The following is an 18987-nucleotide window of genomic DNA, read 5'->3' on the forward strand; positions in this document are numbered from 1 at the left end:
ACCGGTGCTGTCAGCAAGGAGGGTGGAGGCGAAGATCATCGGGAAGGCAGGCGGTGGAGCAGAGGGACTGTCGATCTCAAATTCAGAGCCCAAATTCAGTCCCTGAATTCAGGGCCTAAATTTAGGGACCGGCAACGTCGGCTATGACGGCGGGCGCTCTACAGCGCCTTTAATTATTTCAGGATTTCGCGACCGGTTTTTCCACGTGGCCACCGAAGCCCGCGCGCATCGCCGACAGTACCTTGTTGGCGAATTCGTCGTTATCGCGCGAGGAGAAGCGGCCGTAAAGCGCAGCGCTCAGCACCGGCGTCGGCACGCTTTCGTCGATTGCCGCCATGATCGTCCAGCGGCCTTCGCCGCTGTCCGAGACGCGGCCGGCATATTTCGAAAGTGCGGGATCGGCATGCAGCGCGTCGGCCGTGAGATCGAGCAGCCAGGAGGTGATCACGCTGCCGCGGCGCCAGACTTCGGCGACATCCTGCAGGTTGAAATCATATTGGAAATGTTCCGGATGAGCGAGCGGCGCTGTCTCCGCATCGGCCTCGTGCGAGGCGGCGCCGATATTGGCATGTTTCAGAATATTGATACCTTCGGCATAGGCTGCCATCAGGCCGTATTCGATGCCGTTATGCACCATCTTGACGAAATGACCGGCGCCATGCGGGCCGCAATGCAGGTAACCCTGCTCCGCGGTGCTGGCAGCAGCCGCTTCGGCGCTCCGGTTCGCCGAGGCTTCCGTCTTGCCGACACCGGGCGCCAGCGTTGCGAAGATCGGAGAAAGGTGTTCGACGATACCCTTCTCGCCGCCGATCATCAGGCAATAGCCGCGCTCGAGGCCGAAGACGCCGCCGCTGGTGCCGACGTCGACATAGTGGATGCCCTTGGTGATGAGTTCGGCGCCGCGGCGGATGTCGTCGTGGTAGTAGGAGTTGCCGCCGTCGATGACGATATCGCCATTCTCGAGCAGCGGCATCAGGCTCGCCAGCACCTTGTCGACGATCGCCGCCGGCAGCATCAGCCAGATCGCGCGCGGATGGGTGAGCTTCGAGACGAATTCCTGGAGCGAAGCACTGCCGATCGCGCCGAGGCTGGCGAGCTCGGCAACACTTTCCGGCCTGGCGTCGTAAACGACGCATTCGTGACCGCCCCGCATCAAGCGCTGGACCATATAATTGCCCATGCGGCCCAAACCGACCATGCCAAGCTGCATAATGAATCTCCTGGAAACCGAAATGAAGTATCGAATCCGGAAATTAGCACCCGCAGTGTGACAGGCAAGCAAAGTCTCGGTGATATCGGCGAATGCGACGATTGCACCGCCGACCTCGCTGAGATCGACGTATCGTCAAATGTCCGGCGCGCTGGCCGGCTCACCCTTCATTTCGCTGAGGAACATGCCCTCGCGCAGATTGATGCCGTATTCAACGAAAGCCTTCATGCAGCAGAGCATCTGCGTCCAGCCTTCACAATTGAGATAGGTGCCGCGCCGGCCGGCATCGTCTTCGCGCCAGCCGGTCTCGGCGATCGTCACCAGCGTGCCGCCATCCTCCAGCGGCTTGAAGTTCATCTCTACCATCGTCTTGTATCTTGCCTCGTCCTCGCCAGTGCCGCCATCCCAGCGCAGCACGATGCGGCTTTCCGGCACGAGTTCGACGACCTCGACTGGCGCATCCTTCCACCAGGTCACCGTCGTGCCCTTCACGAGCGGCGCGCTCGCCCCACCGATCGTGGTGAAATAGCTGCTGAGCTTCTTCGGATTGACGACGGCATCGAACACCTCTGCAACGGGACGGCCGATGCGGCCGGAAACGCGGATTCCGAGAGACATGATACTTCTCCTCTTCTCCATTGTGCCTGGCATCATTATGTTATAAAAATATAACATGTCAAGCGAATCAGCCGACGACCCGGTTTTCAAGGCGCTGGCGCATCATCGCCGCCGCGACATCCTCGATCTGCTCAAGGATGGCCCCCGAACCACTGGAAATCTTTGCGAGATGTTTCCGGAGATGGACCGCTGCACGGTGATGCAGCATCTGAAGGTGCTGGAGGAGGCCGATCTGGTCGTCGCCAGGAAGGAGGGCCGCGAGCGCTGGAACCACCTGAACAGCCTGCCGATCAAGCACATCTATGACCGCTGGATCAGCGCCTATGCCGGCCATGCGCTCTCCATCCTCGACCGGCTGAAAGGCGACTTGGAAGGTCAGCCCGAATAATGACCCGGCTGTGAACCGGACTTGCCGCCCGGTCTGCCGAAGCCTTATGCTGACAAAAACGGCAGGGATCGGACAGATGACGATATCAGGAGCCGGCATACGCCGCATGCGGCTGCTGCGCAGCATGAAGCAAGGCCATCTCGCCGAACTCCTTGGCGTCAACCAGACGACCGTCTCGCGCTGGGAGCGCGATCAGCTCGCCCTGCCCGTCGAACAGGCCATCAAGCTGGAGCGGATTTTCGCCGCGCCGCCACATGAAGCAGTCGATACGGCGCTGAAGCGGCTGGTCGAGGATTCCGTCCGGCCGGTGCATCTGATCTGCGACCGCACCCACCGGCTGCTCGCCGCCTCTCGCCCGCGGCAAGCGGAGTGGCGGGCGCCGCTCGGCGCCTTTCTCGGCCGTTCTCTGTTCTCCTACGCCTCCGCCGAGATCGCCGCCGCCGAGCAGTCGCTGGAGGAGCGCGGCTGGCATGCTGGCAGGCTCTCGTCGCTGACCCTCGATACCAGCGCCAACGGCAATGCGCTGCTGCCGATCGCCGCCGGCCGCGTGACCTGGGAACGGATCATGCTTTCCGATGGCAGCGCCGGCCGCCTTGTCACGACCATCGGCTAAGCCTCAAGCTTTCCTGCATCCCCATGCATAATTTATGCGTTGTCCGGAAACCTTGGTCTTTATAGCGTTCGCCGCCGAAGGGTCAGGAGACGATGTGATGACGATACTGATAACGGGAAGTGCCGGCCATCTGGGCGAGGCGCTGATGCGAACCTTGAGGGCGGAAAGCCGCTGGGTGCGCGGCATAGATATCAAGCCCTCGGCTTTCACCGACATGGTCGGCTCGATCAATGATCGCGCCTTCATCAGGCAGGCGATGTCGAGCATCAGCCACGTCATCCATGCCGCGACGCTGCACAAGCCGCATGTGGCAACCCACGACAATTACGATTTCCTCGACACCAATGTCACCGGCACACTCAACCTGCTCGAAGAAGCGATCGCCGCAGGCGTTGCAAGCTTCGTCTTCACCAGCACCACCAGCACCTTCGGCGCGGCATTGACGCCGGCTGCCGGCGAACCGGCAGCATGGGTGACCGAGGATGTGCTTCCCGTCGCGAAAAACGTCTACGGCGTGACAAAGCTCGCCGCCGAAGGTCTGTGCGAACTCTTCGCCCGCAAGTCCGGCCTGCCGATGGTCATTCTCAGGACGTCGCGTTTCTTTCCCGAAAACGACGACGATCCTGACATTCGCAACGGCTATTCGGCAGAGAATGCCCAGGCCAACGAGCTTCTTCACCGCCGCATCGATATCAGCGACGTGGTCGGCGCCCATCTGCTGGCGCTCGAAAAGGCGCCGTCAATCGGCTTTGGCCGCTACATCGTCTCGGCCACGACGCCGTTTTCGGCAAGTGATCTTGCCGCGATCAGGCACGACGCGCCTCAGGTCGTCGAACGATTGTTCCCGGATGCGGGCGCCCTCTACGCATCACGCGGCTGGAAGATGTTTCCGGCACTCGACCGCGTCTATGTCAACGAACGCGCAAGACGGGAACTCGGCTGGCAGCCGCGATATGACTTCCGTTTCGTGCTCGATTGCCTGCGCGACAACAGGGAATGGCGAAGCCCCCTGGCACTCGACGTCGGCTCTAAAGGCTACCACGACGAGGTCTTTGCCGAAGGGCCTTATCCGGTCGGATAGAGTGCGAGCTGGAATGCGGACACGCGAAAGCCCGACATCCTCTCCGGCATGGCCTTTTCGTTGAAAAGCGTCATCCAGATATCATGATCCCGTCATAGACCGTCTGCCGGGGAATGGGGCGACGAAATCCAGGGCGTGTTGTGCCATCGGGAAATCGAATCCGAGCCGGGGTGTCATTTGAAGCGGTGTCCAACCTGCGGGCGGGAAGCCGTTTCGAGAGCGCTTTTGACCGAGAGGGTATTTCCATGAAGAATGTCAGACCATACGCATCGCCGCTCTTCGCCGCGGTTCTAGCCGCATTCGCCGCCGCGCCAGTCGTCGCAATGGCCGAGAATTCCGCCACCGTCGGTGGCCTCATCTTCGTCAACAAGGGCCTCGTCGGCATTGGCCGCATCGCGGCCAACCAGCGTGACAAATTCGGCGAGACCTTCGGTTCCGGCTCAGGCATGGCGGTCGATGCCGCCGACTGGAGCCGCGACGGCGCCGGCTACAAAGGCACGCTCTACCTGCTGCCCGACCGCGGTTACAACGCCGTCGGCACCGCCGATTACCGGCCGCGCCTGAACACCATCTCGATCGGCCTGACGCCGACCGCTCCGGGTGCGACACCCGAGGCCGGCAGGGAACAATCTGGCGTCGACGCAAAGCTCGTCGATTCCATGCTCTTCGTCGACGACAAGGGTGGCGACATGACTGGTCTCGACCCGGAATCCGGCGTGCGCCCTGCGGCCGGTGATTTCCCGCCGTTGCCGCAAGCGGTAAACGGCAAGATCGCGCTCGACAATGAAGCCATCATCCGCATGGCCGACGGCACCATGTTCGTCAGCGACGAATATGGTCCTTACATCTACCACTTTTCTGCCGACGGCCACCTGCTGTCGGCCACCCAGCCGCCGAAGGCGCTTTTGCCGATGCGCAAAGGGGCGCTGAGCTTTGCCTCCAACAATCCCGGCCCCGGCGCATCCGCTCCGGACCCGAAGGATCCGGAGACTGGCCGCCAGAACAACCAGGGTCTCGAAGGCATGGCGATGACGCCTGATGGCAAGTTCATCATATCAATGCTGCAGTCGGCGGCGCGCCAGGACGGCGGCGACTCCGGCTCGACCCGGCAGAATACCCGCGCCATGATCTATGACGCCGCCGATCCCGATCATCTGAAACTGGTGCACGAATATGTCGTGCCGCTGCCGGTCTTCAAGGATGCGAAGGACAAGACGACGATTGCCGCTGAGAGCGAAATCGTCGCCCTGTCCGACAAGACTTTCCTGATGCTCGCCCGCGACAGCGGCAACGGCCAGGGCCTGAAGGGCGACACCTCGCTCTACCGCAAGGTCGGTATCGTCGACATTTCGAATGCGACAGACATCGCCGCCAGCGATTTCGACGCCGGCAGGCCGATAGCGCCGAAGGGCGTCGTCGATCCCTCGCTGACGCCGGCGACGCTGACGCCCTTCATCGACCTCAACGACAAGGTCGACCTCGCCCGCTTCGGCCTGCACAACGGCGCACCGAACGACAAGAACAATCTGTCGGAAAAATGGGAAGCCATGGGTCTGGTGAGCGTTCTCGACCCGAACCTGCCGGACGACTACTTCCTGTTCGTCGCCAATGACAACGACTTCTTGACGCAGGATGGTTTCCAGGTGGGTGCAGCCTACAAGGCGGATGGCGGTGCCGACGTCGACACCATATTCCAGGTCTTCCAGGTCACCCTTCCAGGCCTGAAGAAGTAACGGATGCACTGAAGGGTGGACGCCCAAACCAAGCGTTCGCCCGCCATATCCGGGATCCCTGCCGACGATAAAAGGGAAGGGTGCGATCCACGACCACCGGTGGATGTTTACGATCCTGGGTGCCTACAAACGTAGGTGGGCGCCGTGTGTCCAGGCCCACGGGCCTGGCCAGGGACAGCTCCCTTTGGATCGAGTATGGCCCCAGGGATTGTGGTTCCTGTCGAGAGGCGCAGACCGCATGGCGATATATAAGGTCGTTTGCGCTGACGCGCCAGTGGCGACAGAAGCCTGCCGCCATTTAATTGAGATCAATTGAGTTCGGGTGCGGACCGGCCGTTCAGCTTGTCGGTGATGCCGCGGATTCGGCTCGACACCTCGCTCAGCGCTGCCGCAAGATTTTCTTCGGTTCGGGCGGTCGCTGCAAGCACCGTATCGCGGTTGCCGCGCAGCGACTCGAGCTCGGATTCCAGCCCGGCGACGCGGCGCGTCAGCTCGGCAATCTCGTCCATGACCATGATGCCGGCCATGACAGTGATCCTGAGATCACCGATTTCCCCGAACTGATCCTTGAGATGGCCGACATAGCGGTCGAAGCGGGTGGCGAGATCGGTCAGGTGATCCTCCTGCCCTTCCTCGCAGGCCATGCGATAGGCCTTGCCGTCGATCGTTACCGTCACCTGCGCCATGCCAAACTCTTTCTATCAGCGATCCAGAACTGCGCGGATCGTTTCCATGGCCGTTACCAGCCGCCGCGATACCTCGCGGTTGACCTCTTCCAGCCGGTTGGCGCGGAATTCGGCCTGGTCGAGCTCCTGCGCCAGCCGCGAACGGTCGGCGTGCACACGCCGCACCTCGCCCTCGATCTCGCCCTGCTCGCGCTGCCGCTCGACGCGCATCTCGACGGCGTTTTCGAGGCTCGAAATCGCCTGTCTCAACTCGTTGAGCGCTGCTTCCATGGTTTTGCCTGTGGGCATCATGCCTTTCCGATTCCCGCGCAGGATCCGCGAATCGGCACTCCGCGCCGATCCTGCGATGTCAAAAGGATATGCAGCTCGCCGACGGCCCGTCAATAAATCCTGTCACCTGTCCGCCAGCCTATCCTGTGGATGAGCGTTTTACGCATGTCCGTCACATCAGATTCGTCATTTGTACAATCGCCCGATCAAATGTCAAAAATCGCTGCTGCGCGCCCGGATTTGGCCTGCCATTTATTGACTTGCCCGTCCCAACTGCTATGTCTCTGCCGCTTTCACTCGATGGTCTTGGAGGCTCGAGGCCATCCCCCCGACACCCGGAACTTGCGGAAAAGCCATGACCTCTCCCGAACAACACGACCGGATGGCGAATGCGATCCGTTTTCTCGCCATGGACGCCGTTGAAAAGGCGAACTCCGGCCACCCGGGTATGCCGATGGGCATGGCTGACGTGGCGACGGTCCTGTTCTCCAAATATCTGAGGTTCGATCCGAAGAAGCCGCACTGGCCGAACCGCGATCGCTTCGTGCTGTCGGCCGGTCATGGCTCGATGCTGCTCTATTCGCTGCTGTATCTGACTGGCTATCCTGACATGACGATCGAAGATCTGAAGCAGTTCCGCCAGCTCGGCTCGAAGACAGCCGGCCATCCGGAATATGGTCATGCCACCGGCATCGAAACGACGACTGGACCGCTCGGCCAGGGTATTGCCAATTCCGTCGGCATGGCGATTGCCGAGCGCAAGCTGCGCGAGGAGTTCGGCTCCGATCTCCAGGATCACTATACCTATGCGATCTGCGGCGACGGCTGCCTGATGGAGGGCATCAGCCATGAAGCCATCGCGCTCGCCGGCCACCTGAAGCTCAACAAGCTCGTCCTGTTCTGGGATAACAACTCGATCACCATCGACGGCGCCGTCTCGCTGTCGGATTCCACCGACCAGATCGCCCGCTTCAAGGCCGTACACTGGAACACCATCGAGATCGACGGTCACGATCAGGCCGCTATCGCCGACGCGATCGAAGCTGCCCATCAGTCCGACCGCCCGACCTTCATCGCCTGCAAGACGATCATCGGCTTCGGTGCCCCGAACAAGCAGGGCACCCACAAGGTCCACGGCAACCCGCTCGGCGCCGAGGAAATCGCGGCCACCCGCAAGGCGCTGAACTGGGAAGCCGAACCCTTCGTCATCCCGTCGGACGTCCTTGACAGCTGGCGTGCGGCTGGCGTCCGCTCGGTGGACCTCGTCGGGTCCTGGGAAGATGGCCTCGCCAAGGCTCCGGCCAGAGCCGAGTTCATCCGCCGCATGGCAGGCGATCTGCCGGAAGGCTTCGACGCCGCAATCAGCGCATACAAGAAGAAGCTGGCCGAGACCAAGCCGACGGTTGCGACCCGCAAGGCTTCGGAAGACACGCTCGAGGTCATCAACGGCTTCCTGCCGGAAACACTCGGCGGCTCCGCCGACCTGACGCCGTCGAACAACACCAAGACCAGCCAGATGCATTCGATCACCCCGACGGATTTCGCCGGTCGTTACATGCATTGGGGCATCCGCGAGCATGGCATGGCGTCTGCCATGAACGGCATTGCGCTGCATGGCGGCCTCATCCCCTACAGCGGCGGCTTCCTGATCTTCTCGGATTATTGCCGCCCGCCGATCCGCCTTGCTTCGCTGATGGGCATCCGCGTCATTCACGTCCTGACGCACGACTCGATCGGCGTCGGCGAAGATGGCCCGACGCACCAGCCCGTCGAACAGCTTGCCGGTTTGCGTGCCATTCCGAACCTGATGGTCTTCCGTCCGGCCGACGCCACGGAAACGGCGGAATGCTGGCAGATCGCCATCAAGACGCATAACCGTCCCTCGGGCCTTGCTCTGACGCGTCAGAACCTGCTCGCAGCCCGCACCGAATACAGCGAAAAGAACCTGTGCGAACAGGGCGCCTATCTCCTCGCCGGCAATGCCGACGCCAAGGTGACGATCTTTGCCTCCGGCTCTGAAGTCGAAATCGCTGTTGCGGCTCGTACGGCACTCGAAGCCAAGGGCGTCACCGTCCGCGTCGTATCGGTTCCCTGCACGGAACTGTTCTTCGAGCAGCCGGAAGCCTATCGTAAGGAAATCCTCGGCAACTCGCCGGTCAAGATCGCCGTCGAAGCCGCCGTTCGCGAAGGCTGGGATGCGTTCATCGGACCGGAAGGTACCTTTATCGGCATGAAGAGCTTCGGCGCTTCCGGCCCGGTCAAGGAAGTTTACAAGCATTTCGGCATCACCGCCGACGCCGTCGTTGCGGCCGCGGAAGCAAAGCTTTAATGAGGGCGCCTTGAGGCGCTCTCCATCTCCTCAATTCCAGGCCCTCGCTATCGGGCCCTACTCTATCGGGAGTGAATGAACATGACAGTCAAGGTTGCCATCAACGGTTTCGGCCGCATCGGCCGCAACGTCCTTCGCGCCATCGTCGAATCCGGCCGTACCGACATCGAAGTCGTCGCCATCAACGATCTCGGCCCGGTTGAAACCAACGCCCACCTGCTGCGCTACGACTCGATCCACGGCCGCTTCCCGGCCACGGTGAAGGTCGAGGGTGACACGATCATCGTCGGCAACGGCAAGCCGATCAAGGTCACGGCGATCAAGGATCCGGCAACGCTCCCGCATCGCGAGCTCGGCGTCGACATCGCCATGGAATGCACCGGCATCTTCACCGCCCGCGACAAGGCTGCCGCTCACCTGACGGCCGGCGCCAAGCGTGTCATCGTCTCGGCGCCTGCCGATGGTGCCGACCTGACGGTCGTCTTCGGCGTCAATCATGACCAGCTCACCAAGGAGCACTTGGTCATCTCCAACGCGTCCTGCACCACCAACTGCCTGGTGCCGGTCGTGAAGGTTCTCGACGACGCCGTCGGCATCGACCACGGCTTCATGACGACCATCCACTCCTACACCGGTGACCAGCCGACGCTCGACACGATGCACAAGGACCTGTATCGCGCCCGCGCGGCCGCCCTTTCCATGATCCCGACTTCGACGGGTGCAGCCAAGGCAGTCGGCCTCGTTCTTCCGCATCTGAAAGGCAAGCTCGACGGCACCTCGATCCGCGTTCCGACCCCGAACGTTTCGGTCGTCGACTTCAAATTCGTCTCCAAGAAGGCGACCAGCGTTGGCGAAATCAACGAAGCCATCATGGCTGCTGCCAACGGCAAGCTGAAGGGTATCCTTGGCTACACCGACGAGCCGCTCGTCTCCCGTGACTTCAACCACGACAGCCACTCCTCGATCCTCGCAACCGATCAGACCAAGGTCATGGAAGGCAACTTCGTGCGCGTGCTGTCCTGGTACGACAACGAGTGGGGCTTCTCCAGCCGCATGTCCGACACGGCAGTCGCTTTCGCCAAGCTCATCTGAGCGCTCTTGAGGCATCGACATACAAGCGGCCCGGGAAACCGGGCCGCTTTTTGTTGCCGTGCCTCCGAACGAAACCGCCCCCGCATTGGTATCTTTTCATCCATTGCCCGGATGAGATCTGCTAGAATACGTCACCCTGGACATTCCAAAATGCCCAGTTTCCTCACGCCGCATCGGCCACCGGCCAGGTGCGGAACGCCAATACCGTGCGGCAGCACTGTCGCCCGCATGAAAATGAGAGAGATGGATGGATTACTTTACCGTTGAAATCGCCGGCCGTGCCGTTGCCAGTTTTCGTTCGGAAAATCACGAGGAAGCGACGCATTTCTTCGAGGCGGAAGACTTTCGCGACGATCTGACCGTCCTGGAATCCGAAGGCAGGCCTCTTTGGGACCGCAAAGCGGCCCTGAGCCTGCGCAAGGCGACCACCGAGGAAGCAAGCGAAGTCGAGCACGCCTATGAATTCGACGATGATCCTGAACGGACCATCGAGGACGAGTTCGTCGTGTTCCTCGTCCCGGTCGCGGATCTGACCGCTGGCGAAGACGATACCGTCGAAGACTGATCGACGATCCGCATCTTTTTCCGGTTTCGAAGTCATATCGAAGCGGCCGGTTCGATATGACGCCGCCGTTCGCAGGACAGGATGGCGGTGCTGACGCTACTCGGGTTCGAATTCGATAGGCGTCTCTACACGAAACCATCGTCGACGAATTCCTTGGCCGCAAGGATGATCACGGGTTGGCAATCCGCTGGCCAAGCGTGCTAGATTGAGGAAATGCACAGCGCTGCACAATGGCTAGTGAGCCAAGGGAGGTGATAAATGGCAGAGGCACAAAAGCGCTTGTCCCACACCACTCTCAAGCGGCGGCAGCGGTTTCACCCCAAGCGGGACGTCAGACCTGCCGTGTTGGCAAGGGCCAATCGCCTGGTCATCTGGGTCGCCGCGTTCATTGGCCTCTCGTTTCTCGCGATCGTCATACTTCAGGCGGTGTTGGGATAGCAGAGCAAGGGCCGGCCGCTTCTGGCGCAAAACTATAGCCGGCTGCTCTCGCTGGGCGGCCGGCATTTCCACCCGGTATCGAAATATCTCAGCCTTCATTTTCCCCGCTCTCCGCACCCGCCCATGCAATCCATTCTTCCCGGACAGGGCAAGCGGGCCGCGTGAAAAGAGGAGCGTGTTTTATGTTCTTGCCATTCGCAGATACCGGCAGGAAAAATCCGTGCCTGTCTCTTTTGCCCTGCTCTCGCCTGATTTTCCTATACATTCTTTATAGAGACTTTCTCCCGTAGCATTCCGTGTCGGTTGGCCGTCCGGCGGCCGTTCAGCAGCATGATGCAGCATCGCGACGAGGTTAAGCCGCAAGGCCTACCCTTCTCTGACGTTTTGCCGTTTACTGATGGATCGCCGCGCGTGACGGAGGGGTTGAATAAAGGCGGATCGGCCGGGTGCGGCTGTGTTCGCGAAGCAGTCGATGGAAAGGGGTGGGCATGGAAGCGTTCTATATCGTAGTGCTGGTTTCGACGGCACTCGTGCTTCTTGCCGCTTTTTCGAGCCTGCTCGCCTTCCGCTTCGGCGCCCCCCTGCTGCTGCTCTTCCTGATGATCGGCCTTGCTGCCGGCGTCGATGGCCTCGGCATCGAGTTCAGCAACAATTATCTCGCCTATATTCTCGGCTCCATCGCGCTGGCCGTGATCCTCTTCGATTCCGGCTTCGGCACGCCGATGCAGGCCTTCCGGCTGGCCGCCGTGCCCTCTCTGGCGCTCGCCTCGGTCGGTGTGCTGATCACCGCCTCGCTCTTTGCCTTGGCCGCCATGTGGCTTTTGAATTTCACTTGGCTTGAAGGCCTGTTGCTCGGCTCGATCGTTGCATCGACGGATGCCGCCGCCGTCTTTTTCCTGCTGCGCATCGGCGGCATCAATATCCGCGATAAGGTGCGCTCGACGCTGGAAGTCGAATCCGGCACCAACGACCCGATGGCGATCTTCCTCACCATCGCCCTCGTCGAGGTGCTGGCAAGCGGCGAGCGTTATGCCGGCATCAATATCGGCATGCTCGCCATGTTCGTGCAGCAGATGGGCCTCGGCGTCATCCTCGGCCTACTCGGCGGCATGATGATCGTGCTGATCGTCAGCAAGCTCGATACCGATCGCGGCCTGACGCCGATCTTCGTGCTGGCGCTCGCCCTTCTCGTCTTCTCCTTCACCGGCGCAGTCGGCGGCAGCGGCTTCCTCGCCGTCTATGTCGCCGGCATCTACGCCGGAAACCGCAAGATGCAGGCGATCGGCACCATCAAACGCTTTCAGGACGGCATGACATGGCTGGCGCAGATCATCATGTTCCTGGTGCTCGGCCTGCTCGCCACCCCGTCGCAATTCCCTGCCATCATCGTGCCGGCCATCCTGCTCGCCCTCTTCCTGATCTTCGTCGCCCGACCGTTGGCGGTCTGGCTGTCGCTGCTTCCCTTCGACTACACGCAGCAGGAGATCGGCTTCGTCGCCTGGGTCGGCCTGCGCGGCGCCGTCTCCATCCTGCTTGCCATCATGCCGATCCTCGGTGGGCTTGAGAACGGACAGATCTATTTCAACACCGCCTTCATCATCGTGCTGGTCTCGCTGCTCGTCCAGGGCTGGACGATCAAGCCCGTCGCCAAGAAGCTCGGGCTGATCATTCCGCCGCGCATCGGCGCCGTCGACAAGGTTGAGGTCGACCTGCCGGGCGCAGCCCACCACGAACTGCTCTCCTATCGCGTCATCAAGGACAGTCCGGTGCTGCGCGGCGAGCGCATTCCGCGCTGGGCGACGCCCTCGCTCGTCATCCGCGACGGCAAGTCGATGCGTTATCAATATGCCGGGCGGTTGCGCGAGAACGATCTCGTCTACCTCTTCATCGTCCCGAGCTACTCCCGCCTGCTCGACCGGCTTTTCGCCAGCCGTGCGCCTGTCGATGATGACGATGCCGAATTCTTCGGCGCCTTCGCGCTCTCTCCCGCCCGCCCCGCCGCCGATCTCGACGCCGCCTATGGCCCCGGCCTGCTCAACGAATCCGAAAAAGGCCTGACGATCGCCGAATTGATGCGGCAGCGCCTCGGCGGCAAGGCCGATTATGCCGACCGCGTCCGCCTCGGCTCGATCATCCTCATCGTCCGCGATCTCGACGAGCACGACCACATCACCTCCGTCGGCATGTCGCTCGAAGCGGTCGAGCCGGCAATCACGCTGCCGATCTTCATCAATCTCAAGGACATCATCCAGCGCATCCGCGACCGGTTGAACGGACGCCGGAACCGGGAAACCGCAGCCTCCGAAAGCACACCGAAAGCGCCGGCCGGACGCGACGAAGGCACACGCGAAAACGGCCGTTGAACGCCTTGCGTCTCGAATGATCCTTGCTATGTTCGGCGCAACTTTCGCCAACCACGACAGGATCCTCCCCATGCCTTCTTTCAAGACCCTCGACGATCTTTCCGACCTCAGCGGCAAGCGCGTTCTCGTCCGCGTCGATCTCAACGTCCCGGTGAAAGACGGCAAGGTCACCGATACGACGCGCATCGAGCGTGTGGCGCCGACGATCCTCGAACTGTCCGAAAAGGGTGCCAAGGTGATCCTGCTCGCCCATTTCGGCCGGCCAAAGGCTGGCCCTTCGCCGGAGCTGTCGCTGTCGCTGATCGCCCCTTCCGTCGAGGAAGTGCTTGATCATGCCGTGCTGACGGCTTCCGACTGCATCGGCGAGGCCGCCGCCTCCGCCGTTGCCGCAATGAATGACGGCGATATCCTGCTTCTGGAAAACACCCGCTTCCACAAGGGCGAAGAAAAGAACGATCCCGACTTCACCAAGGCGCTTGCCGCCAACGGCGACATCTATGTCAACGATGCCTTCTCGGCCGCCCACCGCGCCCATGCCTCGACCGAGGGTCTTGCCCACCACCTGCCGGCCTATGCCGGCCGCACCATGCAGGCGGAGCTGGAGGCGCTGGAAAAGGGCCTCGGCGATCCGGCTCGCCCTGTCGTTGCGATCGTCGGCGGCGCCAAGGTCTCCACCAAGATCGACCTGTTGATGAACCTCGTGAAGAAGGTCGATGCGCTCGTCATCGGCGGCGGCATGGCCAATACCTTCATCGCCGCCCGCGGCACCAATGTCGGCAAGTCGCTCTGCGAACATGATCTCGCCGAAACCGCCAAGCAGATCATGATCGAGGCCGCCACTGCCGGCTGCGCCATCATCCTGCCGGAGGATGGCGTGATCGCCCGCGAGTTCAAGGCGGGCGCCGCCAACGAGACGGTCGATATCAACGCCATTCCCGCCGATGCCATGGTGCTCGATGTCGGCCCGAAGTCCGTCGAGGCCATCAACGCCTGGATCGAGCGCGCCGCAACCCTGGTCTGGAACGGTCCGCTCGGTGCCTTCGAGATCGAACCCTTCGATGCTGCAACCGTCGCTGCTGCGAAATATGCCGCTGGGCGCACGGTAGCCGGCAAGCTCACCTCCGTTGCCGGCGGCGGCGATACCGTCTCCGCGCTCAACCATGCCGGCGTTGCCGACGGTTTTACCTATGTCTCGACCGCCGGCGGCGCCTTCCTTGAGTGGATGGAAGGCAAAGAGCTTCCCGGCGTCGCCGTCCTCAACGCTGCTAAATAGGCACCAAGACTGATTGCGCAGATTTTACATGTGGATAGACCGCGGAAGAAAAGAAGCTTCCGCGGTCTTTTGCTCAGAGGACGAAAAAAATCCAACTTTCAAACGATTGAATTGAATTCAATCGTTTCAATGACTTAGCCTTTGCATTTTCCTCCCTATAAACTTCTGTTATCCGCGTTCTATATTCCTGAAGTGCCGATGTTTATTGTTGTGGAGAGAACGAAATGAGCGAACGACTGGAAGACATTGCAGTGCAGATGGTTACGGGCGGCCGGGGACTGCTCGCCGCCGATGAATCGACCTCCACCATCAAGAAGCGTTTCGACGCGATCAATCTCGAATCGACCGAAACGAGCCGGCGCGACTATCGCGAAATGCTCTTCCGCTCCGACGAAGCGATGAAGAAATATATCTCCGGCGTCATCCTCTTCGAAGAGACGCTGTTCCAGAAGGCTGCGGACGGCACGCCCTTCGTCGATATCATCCGCGCCGCCGGCGCTATTCCCGGCATCAAGGTCGATACCGGCGCCAAGCCGATGGCCAAATATCCCGATGAAACCATCACCGAAGGCCTCGACGGTCTCGGCGAACGCCTTGCCAGATATTATGAAGCCGGCGCCCGCTTCGCCAAGTGGCGCGGCGTCATCGCCATCTCGCCGACCTTGCCGACCCGCGGTTCCGTCCGCGCCAACGCTCAGGCGCTTGCTCGTTATGCCGCACTCTGCCAGGAGGCCGGGATCGTTCCGATCGTCGAGCCGGAATGCCTGATGGACGGCAAGCCGGGTGACCACAATATCGACCGCTGCGCCGAAGTGACCGAGTTCACGCTGCGCATCGTTTTCGAGGAACTCGCCGACGCCCGCGTCAATCTCGAAGGCATGATCCTCAAGCCGAACATGGTGATCGACGGCAAGAACGCTCGCAAGGCCTCGGTCGCGGAAGTTGCCGAACGCACCGTCAAGGTGCTGAAGGCGACCGTTCCGCCTGCCGTTCCCGGTATCGCCTTCCTCTCCGGCGGCCAGACGACCGAAGAAGCGACAGCCCACCTTTCGGCGATCAATGCCATCGGCGACCTGCCCTGGTTCGTCACCTTCTCCTACGGCCGCGCCCTGCAGGACAGCGCGCTCAAGGCCTGGAACGGCAAGCAGGAAAACGTCGCCGCCGGCCAGCGCGAATTCACCCACCGCGCCGAGATGAACAGCCTCGCCGCCAAGGGCAACTGGAAGAAAGACCTGGAAAAGGCCGCCTGAGTTTTCAGAGCTTTAAATTTTGGGCAGGGAGCGGCGAACGCAACCTCGCTACTCCTTGCCCAATCCCGCTCACTCATTCCTGTGACGAGCACAGGGGGAGTAAGGCCGCCCCGTCCGTTCCTTCGAGCTCCTGGCGGATGAGAGAGGAATACGGCGCTGCCACACGTCTCTTCTCCCCAGCGGGGAGAAGGTGCCGGCAGGCGGTTGAGGGGGTGAGCAGCGAAGCCGCGAATGCACTGAGCGCAAGCGAAGGGCAAAGAATAGTGAAGGTTGTGCCGTGTGGCCCCCTCATCCGACCCTTCGGGCCACCTTCTTCCCGCTGGGGAGAAGAGGAAGCGAGATAACCAGTTCTCGAGTACACACATCCCTCTCATTGTCACGGCGACAAGAAACCGCTTTTTTTCGCGAAAAACCGTGACTACTCATAGCGGCCTGTCGCAACAGGAACCGCCATGAACACCCTCTCCTACGTCACCGTCGATGTCTTCACCTCCACCCGTTTCGAGGGCAATCCGCTTGCCGTCATTTCCGATGCGCGCGGTCTGAGCGACGCGGCGATGCAAAAGATCGCCACCGAGTTCAACTATTCCGAAGTCACCTTCCTGCTACCGCCGGAAGACCCTCAGAATTCCGCCCGCGTGCGCATCTTCACTCCGACGATGGAAATACCCTTCGCCGGCCATCCGAACGTCGGCACGGCCTATGTGCTCGGCCAGCAGGCGGATATCTTCGGCAAGCCGGTCGGCGATACGCTGCGTTTCGAGGAAAAGGCCGGCATCGTCGAGGTCCGCTTGAAACGTAGCGGCGGAAGGGTTGCTGCTGCCGCCATCCGCGCGCCGCAGCCGCTGACGATCGGCGACACCATCGCCGTGGAAGCCATTGCCGGCTGCGTCTCGCTCGACCCCGGCGTCATCGTCAGCAGCACCCATGCCCCGGCCTTTGCTTCGGTCGGCCTGGATTTTGCCGTTGCAGAACTGAACGGGCTCGAAGCGCTGGCCGCCGCCCGCCCGAACCTTGCCGGGTTCCAGGCAGCCGCCGGCCGCCAGACGACCAGCGGCCACGATTTCTCGCTCTTCCTCTATGTGAGGACAGCCGAAAACCCATGGAATATTCGCGCCCGCATGTTCGCGCCCCTCGATAACGTGCCCGAAGATCCGGCAACGGGCAGCGCTTCGGCCGCGCTCGGCGCCTATCTCGTCTCGCTTGCGCCGGACGCCGATATGAATGTCCGCATCGCCATCGAACAGGGCGTCGAAATGGGCCGCCGCAGCGTCATCACCCTTGATGTCGTGAAATCCAAAGGCATTGTCACCGATGTCGTCATCTCGGGAGGCTGCGTTTCCGTCATGCGCGGAGAAATTAGCTTGCAAGACTGACAGTCGCAGGTCGGCCGTCATCCCCGGGGTACATGTAATCCAAGGATTACATCAGGAAGTCGCGTGAAAGCAGAGCCACTGCCCAGACCGCAAAAGCGATCAGCGTGATCTTCCAGAAATCCATCCGGCGCCTGAGGCCGGGAAGCCCGAGCGGCTTGATCACCTGTATCGCCATGGCAAGGATGAGCAGCAAGGCTATCAGCTTTGTCATGCTTTATTTTTTCCGTTTTTCGGAATGTCACAGGACGGACATTTTTCCGCGCGAACAAAGGGATCTCGACACGCCGTAAAGACATTCCGGGGCACAATCAATCATCTTGAGGCTGGGCTGACGCAGGTCTTGCCTTATGTCATTGCAAATCGTTAAGACCGAGTCTGGGGAAATGAAGAGAAATCTGCTGTCCGTCGCCGCGCTGCTCTTTGGCACGCTCTTCCTTTTCATGGGCAACGGCCTGCAGGGCATCCTGCTTCCCGTGCGTGGCAATCTCGAAGGCTATGCAACGACGACGCTTGGCCTGCTCGGCACCTCATGGGCCGGGGGTTTCGTCATCGGCTGCCTGGTTGCGCCGAAGATCGTGCGCCGCGTCGGCCATGTGCGCGCCTTTTCCGGCTTCATCTCGATCATCGCCATCATCGCGCTGGTCAGCGGCATCATCATTCATCCGGTCTGGTGGGTGGTCCTGCGCGCCGTCACCGGCTTCTCCACCGCCGGCACGTCGATGATCATCGAAAGCTGGCTGAACGAGCGCGCCAGCAACGAGAGCCGCGGCGCAATCTTCTCGCTCTATATCGGCATCACACTGCTCGGCGTCGTTGGCGGCCAGATGATGATCCCGCTCGAGGATGTGCGCACGCCGGTGCTGTTCATGATCTGCGGCATCTTCTATTGCATCGCCATGCTGCCGACGACGCTGTCGACCGCCGCTTCGCCGCAGCCGCTGAAGGCAGTGCGCCTCGACCTGCCGGCGCTCTATCGCAACTCGCCGGTCTCCTGCCTCGGCATCCTGCTCGTCGGTATCGCCAACGGTGCCTACGGTACGCTCGGCGCTGTTTTCGGCGCCGGCGCCGGCCTTTCCGACACCAGCATCGCCGTCATGATGAGCTCCACCATTTTCGCCGGGGCGGTGATGCAGCTGCCGGCCGGCCGGCTTTCCGATCGCATCGACCGGCGCTACGTGCTTGCCGCCATGTCAGGGATCGCCGCCCTTGCTGGCCTGCTGATCTTCCTGCTCCACCCCACGTCCCCCGCCTTTCTGATCGGGCTCGTTGTCCTTTACGGCGCGGTGGCCAATACGCTCTATCCGATCGCCGTCGCCCACGCGAATGACTTCGCGGCGTCGGAGGATTTCGTCAAGGTCTCCGGCGGCCTGCTGCTGCTCTACGGCATCGGCACGGTGATCGGCCCGACGATCAGCGGTCCCGTCATGTCGGCAATCACGCCGCATGCGCTTTTCCTCGTCACCGCCATCGCCCATGTGCTGATCACCGTTTACGCCATCATCCGAAGCCGCATCCGCGCCGCGATCCCCGCCAGCGACCGCGACGCCTACACGACGATCCCGACCGGCACCTCGCCGATGCTGACACCGCAAAGCATGTCGCTTGCCGACCGCGGCACCAGCAAACCTCCGGAAACCGGAAAGTCTCCCGAAAGCGACGATCCTGCTGTAAAGTTCGGCTAGAAAAGGATGATTTAGGCCGG

18 protein-coding genes and 1 other RNA gene are annotated in these 18987 nt (G+C 61.5%); 13 read left to right on the forward strand and 6 right to left on the reverse strand.

Annotated features, from left to right (window positions below):
• Positions 1 to 178: 178 nt before the first annotated feature.
• Positions 179 to 1210, reverse strand: coding sequence for a phosphogluconate dehydrogenase (NAD(+)-dependent, decarboxylating) (gene gnd, locus ACIPSK_RS29360; protein ID WP_162119441.1), 1032 nt, complete (start codon positions 1208 to 1210; stop codon positions 179 to 181).
• Between the two features lie 135 nt (positions 1211 to 1345).
• On the reverse strand, positions 1346 to 1828 hold the full coding sequence (locus ACIPSK_RS29365) for an SRPBCC domain-containing protein (protein ID WP_017968130.1): 483 nt from the start codon (positions 1826 to 1828) through the stop codon (positions 1346 to 1348).
• Positions 1829 to 1883: 55 nt separating this feature from the next.
• On the opposite strand from ACIPSK_RS29365, the gene ACIPSK_RS29370 reads away from it, so the two are divergent.
• The 4 genes from ACIPSK_RS29370 (at position 1884) to ACIPSK_RS29385 (ending at position 5643) form a co-directional block, all read left to right on the forward strand.
• Positions 1884 to 2216, forward strand: a complete 333-nt coding sequence (locus ACIPSK_RS29370; protein WP_162119440.1) for an ArsR/SmtB family transcription factor — start codon at positions 1884 to 1886, stop codon at positions 2214 to 2216.
• 76 nt (positions 2217 to 2292) lie between these two features.
• Positions 2293 to 2829 (forward strand): helix-turn-helix transcriptional regulator, encoded by a 537-nt coding sequence (locus ACIPSK_RS29375; protein ID WP_162119439.1) that lies wholly within the window; start codon positions 2293 to 2295, stop codon positions 2827 to 2829.
• 97 nt (positions 2830 to 2926) lie between these two features.
• Complete coding sequence (locus ACIPSK_RS29380; protein ID WP_162119438.1) at positions 2927 to 3910, forward strand: NAD-dependent epimerase/dehydratase family protein; 984 nt, start codon at positions 2927 to 2929, stop codon at positions 3908 to 3910.
• A gap of 245 nt (positions 3911 to 4155) precedes the next feature.
• Positions 4156 to 5643: an esterase-like activity of phytase family protein gene (locus ACIPSK_RS29385; RefSeq protein WP_162119437.1), complete on the forward strand. Its 1488-nt coding sequence runs from the start codon at positions 4156 to 4158 to the stop codon at positions 5641 to 5643.
• Positions 5644 to 5723: 80 nt separating this feature from the next.
• Here ACIPSK_RS29385 and ssrS read toward each other — a convergent pair.
• The 3 genes from ssrS to ACIPSK_RS29400 all read right to left on the reverse strand — a co-directional run bounded on the left by ssrS (position 5724) and on the right by ACIPSK_RS29400 (position 6620).
• Positions 5724 to 5882: non-coding RNA, 6S RNA (ssrS, locus tag ACIPSK_RS29390), on the reverse strand.
• Positions 5883 to 5951: 69 nt separating this feature from the next.
• On the reverse strand, positions 5952 to 6329 hold the full coding sequence (locus ACIPSK_RS29395; protein WP_162119436.1) for a cell division protein ZapA: 378 nt from the start codon (positions 6327 to 6329) through the stop codon (positions 5952 to 5954).
• A gap of 15 nt (positions 6330 to 6344) precedes the next feature.
• On the reverse strand, positions 6345 to 6620 hold the full coding sequence (locus tag ACIPSK_RS29400) for a DUF4164 domain-containing protein (RefSeq protein WP_020486258.1): 276 nt from the start codon (positions 6618 to 6620) through the stop codon (positions 6345 to 6347).
• 334 nt (positions 6621 to 6954) lie between these two features.
• Here ACIPSK_RS29400 and tkt point away from each other — a divergent pair, with 334 nt between their 5' ends.
• The 8 genes from tkt (at position 6955) to ACIPSK_RS29440 (ending at position 17285) form a co-directional block, all read left to right on the forward strand.
• Positions 6955 to 8928: a transketolase gene (gene tkt, locus ACIPSK_RS29405; RefSeq protein WP_162119435.1), complete on the forward strand. Its 1974-nt coding sequence runs from the start codon at positions 6955 to 6957 to the stop codon at positions 8926 to 8928.
• An 81-nt stretch (positions 8929 to 9009) separates the two neighbouring features.
• The gene (gene gap / locus ACIPSK_RS29410) at positions 9010 to 10020 is read left to right on the forward strand and encodes a type I glyceraldehyde-3-phosphate dehydrogenase (RefSeq protein ID WP_024323244.1); all 1011 of its coding nucleotides are present in this window, start codon (positions 9010 to 9012) and stop codon (positions 10018 to 10020) included.
• Between the two features lie 247 nt (positions 10021 to 10267).
• Positions 10268 to 10585 (forward strand): hypothetical protein, encoded by a 318-nt coding sequence (locus tag ACIPSK_RS29415; protein ID WP_017968139.1) that lies wholly within the window; start codon positions 10268 to 10270, stop codon positions 10583 to 10585.
• A 258-nt stretch (positions 10586 to 10843) separates the two neighbouring features.
• Positions 10844 to 11023 (forward strand): hypothetical protein, encoded by a 180-nt coding sequence (locus ACIPSK_RS29420; RefSeq protein WP_162119434.1) that lies wholly within the window; start codon positions 10844 to 10846, stop codon positions 11021 to 11023.
• 488 nt (positions 11024 to 11511) lie between these two features.
• Entirely contained in the window at positions 11512 to 13386 is a 1875-nt protein-coding gene (locus ACIPSK_RS29425) for a potassium/proton antiporter (protein ID WP_162119433.1), read from the forward strand.
• Positions 13387 to 13456: 70 nt separating this feature from the next.
• A complete protein-coding gene (locus tag ACIPSK_RS29430) occupies positions 13457 to 14659 on the forward strand; it encodes a phosphoglycerate kinase (protein ID WP_170262158.1) in 1203 nt (400 codons plus the stop codon).
• 224 nt (positions 14660 to 14883) lie between these two features.
• Positions 14884 to 15909 carry a class I fructose-bisphosphate aldolase gene (locus ACIPSK_RS29435; protein ID WP_162119431.1) on the forward strand — a complete coding sequence of 342 codons (1026 nt, stop codon included), beginning with the start codon at positions 14884 to 14886 and terminating at the stop codon, positions 15907 to 15909.
• 452 nt (positions 15910 to 16361) lie between these two features.
• Positions 16362 to 17285, forward strand: coding sequence for a PhzF family phenazine biosynthesis protein (locus ACIPSK_RS29440; RefSeq protein WP_162117014.1), 924 nt, complete (start codon positions 16362 to 16364; stop codon positions 17283 to 17285).
• Between the two features lie 46 nt (positions 17286 to 17331).
• On the opposite strand, the gene ACIPSK_RS29445 is transcribed toward ACIPSK_RS29440, so the two are convergent.
• Positions 17332 to 17496, reverse strand: a complete 165-nt coding sequence (locus ACIPSK_RS29445; RefSeq protein ID WP_017968145.1) for a hypothetical protein — start codon at positions 17494 to 17496, stop codon at positions 17332 to 17334.
• Between the two features lie 172 nt (positions 17497 to 17668).
• Here ACIPSK_RS29445 and ACIPSK_RS29450 point away from each other — a divergent pair, with 172 nt between their 5' ends.
• Entirely contained in the window at positions 17669 to 18967 is a 1299-nt protein-coding gene (locus ACIPSK_RS29450) for an MFS transporter (RefSeq protein WP_017968146.1), read from the forward strand.
• Positions 18968 to 18987 lie beyond the last annotated feature (20 nt).

It is taken from the genome of Rhizobium sp. LARHSG275, assembly GCF_052871115.1.